Here is a 13,257-nt window from a genome sequence, read left to right on the forward strand (position 1 = left end):
CCCGCGAGCAGCTCCCGCAGGCGATCTGCGTCGGCCCCTTCTTCGCGGAACGCGTACAGGACGGGCAGGGTGTGGACACCCTCGCGCAGGTCGGTGCCCGGAGTCTTGCCGGACTGCGCCGAGACGGACGAGATGTCGATGATGTCGTCGGAGATCTGGAACGCGGTGCCGACGGCGTCACCCAGGCGCTCGAGGCGCTCGATGTGAGCTGCGTCGGCGCCGGAGAAGGTGCCGCCGAAGCGTCCCGAAGCAGCGATCAGCGAACCGGTCTTCTCCCACACAACCTTGAGGTAGTGCTCGACCGGATCCTGCTCCTTCTTGACACCGATCGTCTCGCGCATCTGGCCGGTGACCAGTTCGGCGAATGTTTCGGCGATGATCCGAACGGCCTCGGGTCCGAGCGTCGACACCAGTCGTGATGCGTGCGCGAACAGATAGTCGCCGGCCAGGATCGCCACGCTGTTTCCCCAGCGGGCATTGGCGCTGGGTGCTCCGCGCCGCATGGACGCCTCGTCCATGACGTCGTCGTGATAGAGCGTCGCCAGGTGAACGAGTTCGGTGACAGTCGCTGCGGTGATGATCGACGGATCGTTCGGCACCGGTCCGAGTTGCGCGGTCAGGATCGTGAACAACGGACGGAAGCGCTTTCCACCAGCTCGCGCGAGATGCAGCGCGGCCTCGGTGAGGAAGTCTTCTCCGTCGGACAGCTCGCTGACCAACAACTCCTCGACATCGGAGAGTCCACCACGCACTACTGCGGCGAGCTGTTCGTCGCCCAGGTCGATGCCTGCAACGACGGTGCTCGATGCGGTTGCGTCGGCAGCAGTCTTTTCGGTGCTCACGATGTCAGTACCCATTCCTGTCGTCAGTGACGGCTCGGTTCCCACGGTAGTGAACCTAGCGGTTCGCACTCGGGACGGCCTCGCCACGGTGGCGATCGCGAGCCTGGGAAGATGTGAGTGTGTCCGTAGAAGAGCAGTCCCCCGTCGTCGATTCGCTTCCGAACGAAACCGACATTGTGGTCATCGGCGCAGGTCCCGCGGGTTCTTCGGCCGCTGCATGGGCCGCCCGCAGCGGCCGAGACGTCGTCCTCGTGGACTCGGCCGTCTTCCCGCGAGACAAGACTTGTGGTGATGGACTCACTCCGCGCGCCGTGGCCGAACTGGATCTCCTCGGCCTCGGCGAGTGGGTTCGGTCACATACGACGAACAAGGGCCTGCGGTTGTCCGGCTTCGGACAAGAACTCGAACTCGAGTGGCCGGGGACGTCGTTCCCGCCGATCGGCAGCGCCATCCCCCGCACCGAACTCGACGACGCCATTCGCCGGTGCGCCGTCGAATCGGGCGCGGTCATGGTCGAGGGCACCAAGGCCGTCGACGTCGAACTCGACGGTGATCGAGTAGCCGCCGTCGTACTCGCCGGCCCCTCGGGACGCAGCACTCTTCGTTGCCGGACGCTGATCATCGCCGACGGCGTTCGCTCGACGCTCGGCAAGAAGCTGGGACGGCAGTGGCACCGGGACACCGCGTACGGCGTCGCGGCACGCGCGTATGTCGCGACGCCGCGCAGCGCCGACCCGTGGATCACCTCGCATCTGGAACTGCGGGACACCGAGGGCACGTTGCAGGCGGGGTACGGCTGGATCTTCCCGCTCGGCACCGGCGAGGTGAACATCGGCGTCGGGACACTGGCGACGTCCAAGCGCCCGGCTCCAGGTGCCCTGCGACCCTTGCTCGACCTCTACACCGATCAGCGCCGAAGCGAGTGGCAGTGGAGCAGCGAAATACATTCCGTCGCTTCGGCTTTGCTACCCATGGGTGGAGCAGTTTCCAACATCGCCGGACGCAACTGGGCCGTGATCGGCGACGCCGCAGCGTGCGTGAACCCGCTCAACGGTGAGGGCATCGACTACGGCCTCGAAGGCGGACGTCTGGTGGTCGAACAGCTCGGCGCCGACGACCTCACGGAGCTGTGGCCGACCGTGCTTCGGGAGCATTACGGGCAGGCATTCTCGGTCGCGCGCCGGCTCGCAGGCCTGCTGACGGTTCCGCAATTCCTGCCCGCCTCGGGCCCGATTGCGATGCGCTCACGGGCACTGATGACGGTCGCCGTTCGGGTGATGGGGAACCTCGTCACCGACGCCGACGCCGATCTGACGGCGAAGGCATGGCGGGCGTCGGGGGCCGCGTCGAGAAAGATCGACTCCCGACCGTTGTTCGGTTGAGCAAGTGCTGTGCGCCTTTATTAACCGCCGGGGGTTAATAAAGGCGCACAGCAGTTCAGGCAGTGGCGTAATGCAGCGCCACGATGCCGCCGGTGAGGTTGCGCCACTTGACGTTCTTCCACCCGGCAGCCTCGATCTTGCGGGCCAACTCTTCCTGGGTCGGCCAGGCACGGATCGATTCGGCGAGGTACACGTAGGCGTCGGGGTTGCTGCTGACGCTGCGTGCGACCTGCGGGAGCGCCTTCATGAGGTATTCCATGTAGACCGTGCGGAAGGGCCCGAAGACGGGCGTCGAGAACTCGCTGACGACGAGACGTCCGCCCGGCTTGGTGACGCGGGCGATCTCACGCAGTCCGGCTTCGAAGTCGGAGACGTTGCGCAGACCGAAGGAAATCGTCGCGGCGTCGAACACGTTGTCGGCATAGGGCAGGTACATCGCGTCACCTGCGACCATCGGAACTTTGCGCGAGATTCCGGCCTTGAGCATGCCCTTGGAGAAGTCGGTGGCGACGCACCAGGCACCGGAGCGCCCCAGTTCGACGGTCGAGACTCCGGTTCCGGCGGCGAGGTCGAGCACCTTCTCGCCCGGCTTCAGATCGAGGGCTTCGCGGGTGGCCTTGCGCCAACCCTTGTCCTGGCCGAAGGACAGCACGGTGTTGGTGAGGTCGTATCGCTCCGCGACGTCGTCGAACATCGACGCGACTTCGTGCGGTTGCTTCTCGAGAGTTGCTCGGGTTCCGTGTGTAGTGGCCACACCCGAAACGCTACCAACCCTCGGGCAGCGAGGGCGTTCAGGCTGCTCTGGCACCCGTTCGCCGCCCGAGGCCCTGCACGTCCTCGTAGTGACGGAGCAACTCTTCGCAGATTGCCGGCCAGGTCCGGTGCAGCACCGAGCGCCTCGCCGCGGAGCCGAACTGCACCCGCAGATCACGCTGACGAAGTGCGTCGACGGCGCTTGGCAGGAGTTCGGTGAACCTGTCCGTCGGCAGGAGGTAGCCGTTGCGGCAATGCGAGATCAGGTCACGTGGTCCGCCGGCGTCCGGTCCGACGACAGGCACACCGCTCGCGAGGGCTTCCTGGACCGCCTGGCAGAAGGTCTCGTGCTCGCCGGGGTGAACGAATACGTCCAGGCTCGCATAGGCGTCGGCCAGCGCGGTACCGCCGAGTTGTCCGGTGAAGATCGCGTCCGGCATCAGTCGTCGTAGGTTCTCGCGGTCCGGGCCGTCTCCGACGATCACGATCTGCACACTGGGATCGCCGGCCAGGGCCGCCAATCGTTCGACGTGCTTTTCGGGCGCGAGGCGACCGACGAAGCCGACCACCAACCGGTCGCTGTCGCCGATCCAGGACTGCCGCAACACCGAGCTACGACGCGAAGGCGCGAATCGTTGTGCGTCGACGCCGCGGGCCCATCGGTGCACGCGCGGAATGCCGTGCTCTTCGAGGGCGTCGACTGCCGACGTGGAGGGCGCGAGTGTCCTGTTGCAGCTCTTGTGGATTCGACGGGTCCACGCCCACGCGGCGCGGCTGGTGACGCCGAGACCGTAGCTTTCGGCAAATCCGGCGACGTCGGTCTGGTAGACCGCGACGGTCGGGATCCCGAGCCGCTTCGCGACGGCCACTCCCCCGGCGCCGAGCAGGAACGGTGACGCCAGATGGACGACGTCGGGCGCGAAGGTCCGCACGGCCGTGGTCAATCGTGGTTGCGGCAGGCCGACGGGAAGTGAACTGACTTTGGGCACCATGACGGCTGGCACCCGAACCACCTGAACGCCTTCGTGTTCGGTGGCGGCAGAGGTGTCGGATCCGACGGTGTCCGGCGCAATGACCATGGCGTCGTGGCCAGTGCGATCGAGGTGTTCGAGCACGCGTAGTACCGAGTTGGTGACGCCGTTCATGTTGGGCAGGAATGACTCCGCAACGATGGCTACTCTCACACCGAGAACGGTGACAGGGCCAGGAAAAGTCCACGTCATGTTCGTGTGAAGTTCGGGCGAAGCGCGAACTAACTCGAGGCGACCGGCGCCGAACTTGCCGCCTGCGCTTCCCGCTTGCGCAGGTACCAGATCGACGGTCCAGCCAGGAGCCACGTCACGACGATCACCGATCCGGCCGGGATCAGTGCCACCGTCGCGTTACGTCCTGCTACCCGAACCAAATCGGGCTCGGTCTTGTAGTACTCCACCTCGATGCGCTGTCCCACAGTCAGATTGGTGGGGTAGAGAACGCCGAGTTCAGGGTTGTGATTCGCGCCGTCCGGTGTCACGAAGCTGATCGCCGAACGTAGCGAGCCCGCCGAGAGCACCTCGGCGGTTGCGGTCCCCATGTTCGATTCGATGGTCCGATCGTTGCGCCAGGCACCGAGAACCAGAATCACCGCGAGCACGGAAATGCCGACCGCAACCACCAGCACACCGATGCGGAGGCGACGCAGAACTGTTTGCGTCACAGCTGTGCCCGCACGGAAGCGTGGAGTTCGCGCAGCCCACTGCGATCCGTCGCGACCTCGAGCACACGAATGCCGTTGGCCGGTTGCGCCAGCGTCGTTGCCAGGGCGTCGACGGTGACCGCTGCGTGCGGCACGCGGTAGGCCGCACAGAGCGCGGCCAGGTCCATGCCGTGCGGAGTTCCGAAGACTCGCTCGAAGACTCCGGCGTACTGCGGGTCGCCTTGTTCGAGGAGCTCGAAGATACCGCCGCCGTCGTCGTTGGCGACGACAATGGTGAGGTCGCTCGGCCTCGGCTCACCGGTCCCGATCAGCAGCCCGGAAGCGTCGTGCAGGAAGGTCAGGTCGCCCATGAGAGCGACGGTCCGGCCACCGTCGTACGCCAACGCAGCACCGACCGCCGCCGAGACGGTGCCGTCGATACCTGCGACGCCACGATTCGACAGCACCCGCACGGCGGGCTTGGGGTAGCTCACGAGTGCCGCGTCGCGAACAGGGTTGGATGCGCCGAGCAGAAGCTGGTCTCCGTCCGCGAGAGCATCCATCACAGCAGCGGCCACGTGCAGGCCGGTGGCCTTGGGGTGGGCGTCGAGTTGCTTGCGGACGGCAGTTTCGGCGTGTTCGGTCAGCGCGGCGCATCGAGCGATCCAGGCGGGATCGGGAGTCCCGGTGACCACTGCTCTGGTTCCGGTGGCGAGTACGTTGCCGGATACGTCCGGCCAGCGCGGCCCGGTAGTCAGCGCGTAGACGTCGACGCCCGGGTCGGCCAGCACCTTCGAGACCTGACGATGCAACGTCGGGCGGCCGGTGATGATCGCCTGCTTGGGCTTGAGTTGCGATAGCGCGAGTGGATGCAGTGCGATCCCGTGCATCGGAGCCGTCGGCTCGGCCACGGTCGGCAGGCCGGCCAGCTCAGGCCGAAGTGCGCTGCCGTGTCCGGAAATGACCACCGTATCTGCGGTGAGATCCAGATCGACGGGAACGTCGAGCGTCGCATTCTGGGTGGTGGTCCAGGCCGCACCGCCGGGACGGCCCTCCGGGACCGGTCCCTGCACGTGCACGTCCGGCACCAGCGGCTCACGAAGTGGAATGTCGAAATGCACCGGACCCGCATTTCCGGATCGGGTTCCGCGGGCAGCGGCGAGGACCCGGCATACCGCCGAGCGCCACTGGCTGTTCTGCGTCGAATCGTCCTCCGCCAGGCCCAGGCTGATGGTTGCGCGGACTTGACTGCCGAAGAGCCCGAGTTGCTCGACGGTCTGGTTGGCGCCGGTGCCGAGCATCTCGTACGGCCGGTTGGCGCTCAGGACCACCAGCGGCACTCGCGCGTAGTTGGCCTCGAGGACAGCGGGTCCGAGATTCGCGACGGCGGTCCCGGAAGTCATCACGATGGGGACCGGTCGTTTCCCGGCGATTGCCAGTCCGAGTGCCAGAAAGCCTGCTGTCCGCTCGTCGATCCGCATGTGCAGACGCAACCGGCCGTCGAGATCGGCGGCCTGGAGGGCAAATGCGAGGGGCGCGTTGCGAGAGCCTGGACACAGCACGACTTCACGCACGCCACCACGAACCAGTTCGTCGACGACGGCTGTGGCTTGTGCAGTGGACGGATTCACGCCTTCAAGAGTGTCAGATGTTCGGGCGCAAGCATGCCCAGGGGCGGGGACAGCGGCATTATGTGTGGGTGCGCACACTCTTCGATCCAGCCGAGCTCGAACCCCGCCGGTTCTATCAGTTACTCACCGCTTCGGTGGTCCCCCGGCCGATTGCCTGGGTGTCCACCCTGTCGGCGGACGGCGTCGGCAATCTGGCTCCGTACAGCTTTTTCACCGTGGCAAGTTCGGCGCCGCCGATCGTGCAGTTCACGTCGGTCGGACGCAAGGACAGTCTGCGCAACATCGAAGCGACCGGCGAATTCGTGATCAACCTGGCGACTGCCAGGCTTGCCGACGTGGTGAACCAGAGTTCCGCCTTCTACGACGCCGAGGCCGACGAGTTTCTCGAGTTGAACATCCGTAGCGAGCCGAGCGAGCGGGTTCGCCCCGTCCGGGTCGCCGACTCCCCGATCGCCATCGAATGCACGCTCCACCAGGTCATCGAGGTCGGCAATTCATTTGTCGTGATGGGAAATGTGGTGGCGGTCGCAGTACGTCCCGAGGCTGTCGCCGACGACGGCCTGCCGGACTTCGCGGCAATCGCACCGATGAGCCGACTTGGCCGAGCGCAGTGGGGTCTTCCTCCCGAAGTCGTCGAAAAGGACAGACCCACCACTCCACAGCGACCGTAAATCAGGTTAGGGTTACCTGATTAGGTACGAGTAACAGATAATCAGGGAGCAACCAGTCATGGCCAAGCGCGCCAAGTTCGTGAAACCGGCCTCACGCAGCATCGTGTCGGCGCAGGTCGTGGCGAACAAACGAATCAGCCCCAGCTTCATCCGGGTGACCATTGCCGGCGAAGAGCTGTCCACCATCGCTCCGATGGGTGCCGATCAGTGGTTCCGCATGTTCATCCCGCAGGTCGGCCAGAGTGAACTCCGGTTGCCGAGCGCGGCCAGCAATCTCTGGTATGCGCAGTACCTGTTGATGTCCAAGGACACGCGACCCGTCGTGCGCAACTACACGATTCGCGCCTACCGTGCTGCCGGATCCGGTCTCTTCGGCGAGACCACGGAGATCGACATCGACTTCGCTTATCACGGCGACATCGGCCCGGCATCCGCGTGGGCGGACACCGCGTCGGCCGGCGACGAGGTCGCCCTCTTGGACGAAGGCTGCATCTACAACCCCACACCCGAGGCCAAGTGGCAACTGCTCGTCGGCGACGAGAGTGCACTTCCCGCGATCATCGGCATTCTGGAATCCGCGCCCGCAGACCTGCGTGCCGAGGTCTTCGTCGAGATTCCGAACATCGAAGACAAGCAAGACATTCCGGAGTTGGCGAACGTCAACGTGCATTGGCTCGTTCGCGAGGACGAACACGCGACGCCGGGTGTTCTGACCCTCGAGACCGTCCGCGCCGCCGAACTGCCCGAGGGGCCGTCGTACACCTTTGTCGCCGGCGAACAGGCACTCACCACCGGGCTGCGTCGGCACCTCGTGAACGACCGGAAGTTCGCCAAAACCGACATCACCTTCACCGGCTTCTGGCGCCACGGACATTCGGCTCACTGACAAACGCACCGAAAACGACGAGTGGCCCGAGAGAAACTCCCGGGCCACTCGTCGTTTTACGTTCGCTTATGCAGCGTGCTTCTGGATCACATCGCCCAGACGCGGCAGAGCTGCAGTCACATGCTTCTTCGCCGAACCGCGCAGCTTCGAGTACATCGACTTGACGACGGCCTTGTCGCTGCCCTCGATACGCTCGTCCGTCACCTCGAGGAGGGAATCGGCAACCGCGTCGCCGCGGGCGCTGATGAAATCGGCGAAGCTGCCTTCACCGGAAGCCGAGAATTCCTGCCAGTACGGCTCGAGCTTTGCCACGAAAGCCGGCAGAAGCGCGGTGACGGCGTCCGGCACGATGGACGGGCTCACCTTCTTGACCGCGCCGTAGCCACCCTTGAGAGCCAGCCCTGAGGCCCCCGACTTATCCGAAACCTCTGCGTCGATCAAGGCCTGCACGTCCGCGACGACCGCGGGAACCCGTGATTCCTCGAGCAGGGTTTCGTTCAGAGCTGCAACCACTTTCGATCCCTTCATTCTTCACTGATGTTCATCAGGTCGCGCCCGAGACTATACGAAATTCGGCTGGTCCTTACTGCCGAGTATCCGATGGCAGCGCCGAGCCCGCTCCAGCCACCAGTCGCGCCGGTCCGCGGGCGCGGCCAGCGTCTCGAGCAGAACCGGATCAGGCTCGACGGCACCCACCGACAAAGCACCGTCGACAGCTGCCCCGGTGACCGCGACATCCCGGACGAACAGGCCGCCGGTACCGAGTCCGCAGGCAAACGGAAGGGTGGGCAAGGCTGCCGCGGCCGCCAGTCCCGCGGACATCCCCACAGCCGTGTCCAGAGCGCTCGAGACCACCACCGGCACCCCGTAGTCCGCCAGCTGCGCCGACAGCGCCACCACAGCACGCATTCCGCCCAGCGGCGGCACCTTCACCACGGCGACGTCCGCTCCCCCCGCTCGTACGACGCGCAGCGGGTCCTCGGCACGGCGAATGCTCTCGTCGGCAGCGATCCGCACACCGGTCCCCGCGGCGCGGACCCTGACCAGTTCCTCGACGCTTGCACAAGGCTGCTCGGCGTATTCGAGTTCACCGTCATCGGTGATCGCTCGCAAGGCCGTGATCGCCTCGTCCACGCTCCACCCGCCGTTGGCGTCGACGCGCACGTTCGGGATGTGCCGACGCACCTCGTTCACCCGGGCGACGTCCTGCGCCAGCGACTGTCCCTTCTCGGCGACCTTGACCTTGGCTGTCCGGGCGCCGGGGAAGCGCTCCAGCAATTCCGGAACGGCAGACGCGTCGATCGCCGGCACGGTCGCGTTGACGGGAACTGCGTCACGAAGCGCAGGCGGCGGACCCAGCCACGCCGCTTCGATACCCGCGAGCAGCCACTGCGACGCCTCGTCGTCGTCGTACTCGACGAAGGGTGCGAATTCTCCCCACCCGGCCGGGCCGCGAACGAGCAGGGCCTCACGAGTCGTGATGCCGCGAAAGCGAACTCGCATCGGTAGTGCGAGCACCACGGCGTCCGCGATCAGATCGTCGAACGAGGGGAACATGTCAGGGCTGTCCCGGAAGCAGTTCGATCATGAGCGCCTCACCGTCGGCGAGGAGCTTGCCGTCGAGATCGGTCAGGCGCGCGCTGACAAAAGTCTTGCGACCCTCGACCCGATCCACCTGCCCCTCGATCACCAGTTGTTGATTGAGCGGAGTGATCGCGCGGTAATTGATGTGGAGGTAGCCGGTGCGGGAGATCGGACGGCCACCCGCGTGGACCGTCATCCCGAAGACGTCGTCGAACAGCAAGGGCAGGACACCGCCGTGAGCGGCGCCGTTACCGCCCAGGTGGTAGCGGCGGAAGACGCCGGTACTGCGGACTCCTTCGGTGTCGAACTTCTCGACCATCCACGGGAGCATGAGGAGGCTGCCGCGTCCGGGCAATTGGATGTTCGAGCCCGCGGGCGACTTGCCTTCCGGGACCTCGTACGGAGTCAACCGATCGGCAAGCTCTTCGGCTTGCGTAGCGATGTCTGCGAGTACGTCGTCGGGAACATTGGTCGAGACGGCAAGGTCCTGCAACCTACGCATCGCTTCGACGAAGCGGCCGAAGTCCGGACCTGCGGGAGTGTGCCGGAACCGTGGAAATCCGCCCCGCTTCTCACCGTCTGTGACGATCTCCGTGCCGTCTGCGGTTTGTTCGCTCATGACCTGCACGTTAGCGCGCCCGGGAACGTGTTCTACCTCAGGTATCCGTTAGACGCGCGAGCCGTGCCTCTATCGTGGCTCAGGTGACCTTCAACCCGCAGCTCTGGCGCCCTGTCCCCGGATTCGAGAACCTCACCGACATCACCTACCACCGGCATGTCAGCCAAGGCACCGTTCGCGTCGCCTTCGACCGACCGGAAGTACGTAATGCGTTCCGCCCGCACACCGTCGACGAGTTGTACCGCGCACTCGATCACGCCCGGATGACCTCCGACGTGGGAGCGGTGCTCCTGACCGGCAACGGACCGAGCGAGAAGGACGGCGGTTGGGCGTTCTGCTCGGGCGGAGACCAGCGCATCCGTGGCCGCAGCGGCTACCAGTACGCCGAAGGTGAAACGGCGGACACCGTCGACAAAGCACGCGCCGGGCGCCTGCACATCCTCGAGGTCCAGCGCTTGATCCGCTTCATGCCGAAGGTCGTGATCTGCCTGGTCAACGGCTGGGCTGCGGGCGGCGGCCACAGCCTGCACGTGGTGTGCGACCTGACGCTCGCCAGCCGCGAGCACGCACGGTTCAAGCAGACCGACGCCGACGTCGGAAGCTTCGACGGCGGCTACGGCAGCGCCTATCTGGCAAAGATGGTGGGCCAGAAGTTCGCTCGCGAGATCTTCTTCCTGGGTGAGACGTACACCGCCGAGGAAATGCATCAGATGGGCGCGGTCAACAAGGTTGTCGACCACGCTGAACTCGAAAACGTCGCGATCGACTGGGCCGGCAAGATCAACGGCAAGTCGCCGCAGGCACAGCGGATGCTCAAGTACGCGTTCAACCTGCAGGACGACGGGTTGGTCGGCCAGCAGCTGTTCGCCGGTGAGGCAACACGTTTGGCGTACATGACCGACGAGGCCGTCGAGGGTCGTGACTCGTTCCTCGAAAAGCGTGATCCCGACTGGTCACCATATCCCTGGTATTTCTGACACAGTAGGTGCGAGAGGGAGGTCGGACGTGGAGATTCTGAGCAGTCGGACGATATTGCGCCCGAGCGAGTACGAACGAACGCTGAGCTTCTACCGAGACACCCTCGGTCTGGCGATCGCTCGTGAATATCCCGGCGGCACAGTCTTCTTCGCCGGCCAAGGTCTGATCGAAGTCGCTGCGCACGGCGGCACCGGCGAGGGCGGCTTTCGCGGCGCGATCTGGCTGCAGGTCCGGGACCTCACTGCCGTTCAGACCGAACTGGTTCTCGCCGGGGTCAAGATCGCGCGCGAGGCAAGACAGGAACCGTGGGGTCTACACGAGATGTGGATCGCCGACCCGGACGGGACACCGATCGTGATGGTGCAGATCCCGGAGGACCATCCCATCCGACGCGATTCCCGGCCACCGTCCGCGTAGTCGAGACACCGCTGTAGCCGAGACACCGCTGTAGCCGAGCAATGACAGATGCCCGCCACGACTTTCGTGGCGGGCATCGTTCGGTTCTTCACAAAGATCAGTTGCGCGTGCTCAACGCCTGCGAGATCTGATCTGTCTGGGCCTGGCCCTCGAGCAGTTGGCGAACCAGCCACAGCCGCAGCACCTTTGCCACCGATGCGGCCAGGAAGAGAGCGGCACCGACCACTGTCAGGGCGAGGAAAACCACGGTGAGGATCTGGTACGACACCAGATCCCGCAGGTCCGAGAGCGTCAGCGAAGAGATGTAGACGACGAAGGCGCCGACCACTCCGACGACCATGAGCACCAGGCCCGCGATGCGCGTCGCCGCGTCGCCGCCTGCCTGCTTCTTGTCCAGCTTCAACTCTGCGATGTTCTTCTTGAATTCCTCACGGCGATCTTCGGCGAGAGTAGTCATCGTCATCCTCCTAGATAACTGGTAGAAAGTTCGTTTTCGATGTCGTGTGGATCGCCGGTCTTGACGACGCGTCCCTGCAACATCAGTGCGGCCGAGGTCGCGATGGGCAGCACCGCTCGCGCGAACTGCTCGGCGACGAGAATGGAAATGCCTTCGGCTGCAAGCGAGCCGACGACGTCGTACATCTGCGAGACGATTCGAGGTGCGAGACCCATCGACAGCTCGTCGAGCAGGAGCACCGTCGGGTGAGTGCCGAGTGCCCGTGACAGCGCCAGCATCTGCTGCTCACCACCGGACATCGATCCGGCCAACTGTCCGCGCCGCTCCCCCAGGATCGGGAACCTGCCGTACGCAACCTCTTCGAGTTCGGCCAGCCCGACGCCCGTTCCGGTGGCGATCCACAGGTTTTCCCGCACAGTGAGGTTGGCGAAGATCCCGCGTCCTTCGGGGATGGAGCAGACCCCCAGCCGAGCCAACTCCGAAGGCTCGACTCCGTTCACGACCTGGCCCGCGAGCCGGAACTCGCCGCGGGTGACCGGAAGGACGCCCGAGCAGATCTTGAGCGTCGACGTCTTGCCGCCGCCGTTGGGTCCGAGCAGCGCCACCACGGCGCCCGGTTCCAGAATCAGGTCCACCCCGTGCAGAACTTCGATGGATCCGTAACCGGCGCGGACACCGGACAGTTCGAGCAACGGTTCGGCGCGGTCGGGGCTGCGTATACCCTCGTCGATTTTCGCCTCGCCGATTTTCGCTGAAGTCATACCGCCTCCTCCTCGGTCCCGATGTAGGCCGCGATCACTTCCGGATCCGTCCGGATCTTCTCCGGATCACCCGAGGCGAGGACTGCGCCGTAGTCGAGCACGTGGATGGTCGAGCACACTTTCATCACCAGCGGAATGTCGTGCTCCACCAGACAGATTCCGAGTCCACCCGCAGCAAGTTCGGTGAGCATCTCGGCAAAGACCTCGGTTTCCTGCTCGGTCTGACCCGAGGCCGGTTCGTCGAGCAGAAGCACTCGCGGGTCGGTCATGAGGGCTCGTGCAACTTCGACGACGCGAGCCCGTCCGGTGGGGATGTCCGCGACGTCCTTGTCCGCGACATCCGTGAGCCCGGTCAGCTCCAGCAGGCGATCGGTCTCGCCGTCCACGTCGATCTTGTTGCGGCCGTTCGCCTTGTGGATGTCTCCCGCGACGCGCAGGTTGTCTCGCACCGACAGCGAGACGAACAGTTCGAGCCGCTGGAAGGTACGTGCCAGCCCGCGCCCCGCCCGCTTGTGCGGCGGCAGCTTCGTCACGTCGACGCCACCGAGGAACACCTGACCGGAGGTGGGTTTCTGCAGCCCGGTGATGGTGTTGAAGAGCG

At 65.3% G+C, this 13,257-nt stretch carries 16 protein-coding genes; 5 read left to right on the forward strand and 11 right to left on the reverse strand.

Annotation, left to right across the window (positions count from 1 at the left end; genetic code table 11):
• A partial coding sequence (locus tag A2J01_RS27085) for a polyprenyl synthetase family protein (protein ID WP_064113973.1) occupies positions 1 to 857 on the reverse strand: 857 nt, incomplete at its 3' end.
• Between the two features lie 104 nt (positions 858 to 961).
• On the opposite strand from A2J01_RS27085, the gene A2J01_RS27090 reads away from it, so the two are divergent.
• A complete protein-coding gene (locus A2J01_RS27090; protein WP_442971581.1) occupies positions 962 to 2,224 on the forward strand; it encodes a geranylgeranyl reductase family protein in 1,263 nt (420 codons plus the stop codon).
• Between the two features lie 55 nt (positions 2,225 to 2,279).
• Here the strand turns inward: A2J01_RS27090 and A2J01_RS27095 are convergent, their stop codons facing one another.
• From A2J01_RS27095 to menD, 4 genes are all read right to left on the reverse strand, one after another.
• Positions 2,280 to 2,978 carry a demethylmenaquinone methyltransferase gene (locus A2J01_RS27095; RefSeq protein WP_047268903.1) on the reverse strand — a complete coding sequence of 233 codons (699 nt, stop codon included), beginning with the start codon at positions 2,976 to 2,978 and terminating at the stop codon, positions 2,280 to 2,282.
• Positions 2,979 to 3,015: 37 nt separating this feature from the next.
• Entirely contained in the window at positions 3,016 to 4,161 is a 1,146-nt protein-coding gene (locus A2J01_RS27100) for a glycosyltransferase family 4 protein (protein WP_197494315.1), read from the reverse strand.
• A gap of 68 nt (positions 4,162 to 4,229) precedes the next feature.
• Entirely contained in the window at positions 4,230 to 4,673 is a 444-nt protein-coding gene (locus A2J01_RS27105) for a DUF3592 domain-containing protein (protein ID WP_042453078.1), read from the reverse strand.
• Positions 4,670 to 6,283, reverse strand: a complete 1,614-nt coding sequence (gene menD / locus A2J01_RS27110) for a 2-succinyl-5-enolpyruvyl-6-hydroxy-3-cyclohexene-1-carboxylic-acid synthase (RefSeq protein WP_058038142.1) — start codon at positions 6,281 to 6,283, stop codon at positions 4,670 to 4,672. Before menD ends, A2J01_RS27105 begins: the two co-directional genes overlap by 4 nt.
• A gap of 68 nt (positions 6,284 to 6,351) precedes the next feature.
• Here menD and A2J01_RS27115 point away from each other — a divergent pair, with 68 nt between their 5' ends.
• Together A2J01_RS27115 and A2J01_RS27120 are read left to right on the forward strand one after the other, a co-directional pair.
• A complete protein-coding gene (locus A2J01_RS27115; RefSeq protein ID WP_039972961.1) occupies positions 6,352 to 6,954 on the forward strand; it encodes a flavin reductase family protein in 603 nt (200 codons plus the stop codon).
• Between the two features lie 58 nt (positions 6,955 to 7,012).
• Positions 7,013 to 7,840 carry a siderophore-interacting protein gene (locus A2J01_RS27120; protein WP_042453072.1) on the forward strand — a complete coding sequence of 276 codons (828 nt, stop codon included), beginning with the start codon at positions 7,013 to 7,015 and terminating at the stop codon, positions 7,838 to 7,840.
• 66 nt (positions 7,841 to 7,906) lie between these two features.
• Here the strand turns inward: A2J01_RS27120 and A2J01_RS27125 are convergent, their stop codons facing one another.
• From A2J01_RS27125 to A2J01_RS27135, 3 genes are read right to left on the reverse strand one after another with little or no spacing between them, the layout of a single operon-like run.
• On the reverse strand, positions 7,907 to 8,353 hold the full coding sequence (locus A2J01_RS27125) for a DUF6918 family protein (RefSeq protein WP_064113970.1): 447 nt from the start codon (positions 8,351 to 8,353) through the stop codon (positions 7,907 to 7,909).
• A gap of 48 nt (positions 8,354 to 8,401) precedes the next feature.
• On the reverse strand, positions 8,402 to 9,397 hold the full coding sequence (locus tag A2J01_RS27130) for an o-succinylbenzoate synthase (protein ID WP_064113971.1): 996 nt from the start codon (positions 9,395 to 9,397) through the stop codon (positions 8,402 to 8,404).
• Position 9,398: 1 nt separating this feature from the next.
• Positions 9,399 to 10,043, reverse strand: a complete 645-nt coding sequence (locus A2J01_RS27135) for a PaaI family thioesterase (protein WP_037129937.1) — start codon at positions 10,041 to 10,043, stop codon at positions 9,399 to 9,401.
• An 83-nt stretch (positions 10,044 to 10,126) separates the two neighbouring features.
• On the opposite strand from A2J01_RS27135, the gene A2J01_RS27140 reads away from it, so the two are divergent.
• Both A2J01_RS27140 and A2J01_RS27145 read left to right on the forward strand, forming a co-directional pair.
• Positions 10,127 to 11,020 carry a 1,4-dihydroxy-2-naphthoyl-CoA synthase gene (locus A2J01_RS27140; RefSeq protein WP_024487301.1) on the forward strand — a complete coding sequence of 298 codons (894 nt, stop codon included), beginning with the start codon at positions 10,127 to 10,129 and terminating at the stop codon, positions 11,018 to 11,020.
• Between the two features lie 28 nt (positions 11,021 to 11,048).
• On the forward strand, positions 11,049 to 11,438 hold the full coding sequence (locus tag A2J01_RS27145; protein WP_003941917.1) for a VOC family protein: 390 nt from the start codon (positions 11,049 to 11,051) through the stop codon (positions 11,436 to 11,438).
• A 97-nt stretch (positions 11,439 to 11,535) separates the two neighbouring features.
• Here the strand turns inward: A2J01_RS27145 and A2J01_RS27150 are convergent, their stop codons facing one another.
• From A2J01_RS27150 to A2J01_RS27160, 3 genes are all read right to left on the reverse strand, one after another.
• The gene (locus tag A2J01_RS27150) at positions 11,536 to 11,895 is read right to left on the reverse strand and encodes a hypothetical protein (RefSeq protein WP_003942018.1); all 360 of its coding nucleotides are present in this window, start codon (positions 11,893 to 11,895) and stop codon (positions 11,536 to 11,538) included.
• Between the two features lie 2 nt (positions 11,896 to 11,897).
• Positions 11,898 to 12,656, reverse strand: coding sequence for an ABC transporter ATP-binding protein (locus tag A2J01_RS27155; RefSeq protein WP_003941866.1), 759 nt, complete (start codon positions 12,654 to 12,656; stop codon positions 11,898 to 11,900).
• On the reverse strand, positions 12,653 to 13,257 hold a 605-nt coding region (locus A2J01_RS27160; protein WP_064113972.1), incomplete at its 5' end, for an ABC transporter ATP-binding protein. The genes A2J01_RS27155 and A2J01_RS27160, both read right to left, overlap by 4 nt.

It is taken from the genome of Rhodococcus sp. EPR-134 (genome assembly GCF_001647205.1).
Classification (GTDB): Bacteria; Actinomycetota; Actinomycetes; order Mycobacteriales; family Mycobacteriaceae; genus Rhodococcus_F; species Rhodococcus_F qingshengii.

What these genes read in the sequence shown, in the direction of transcription:
- A2J01_RS27120 (WP_042453072.1), top strand. Translation starts at nt 7,013, where the DNA reads ATGGCCAAGCGCGCCAAGTTCGTGAAACCGGCCTCACGCAGCATCGTG.
- A2J01_RS27135 (WP_037129937.1), bottom strand. Translation starts at nt 10,043, where the DNA reads ATGAGCGAACAAACCGCAGACGGCACGGAGATCGTCACAGACGGTGAG.
- A2J01_RS27150 (WP_003942018.1), bottom strand. Translation starts at nt 11,895, where the DNA reads ATGACTACTCTCGCCGAAGATCGCCGTGAGGAATTCAAGAAGAACATC.
- A2J01_RS27155 (WP_003941866.1), bottom strand. Translation starts at nt 12,656, where the DNA reads ATGACTTCAGCGAAAATCGGCGAGGCGAAAATCGACGAGGGTATACGC.
- A2J01_RS27130 (WP_064113971.1), bottom strand. Translation starts at nt 9,397, where the DNA reads ATGTTCCCCTCGTTCGACGATCTGATCGCGGACGCCGTGGTGCTCGCA.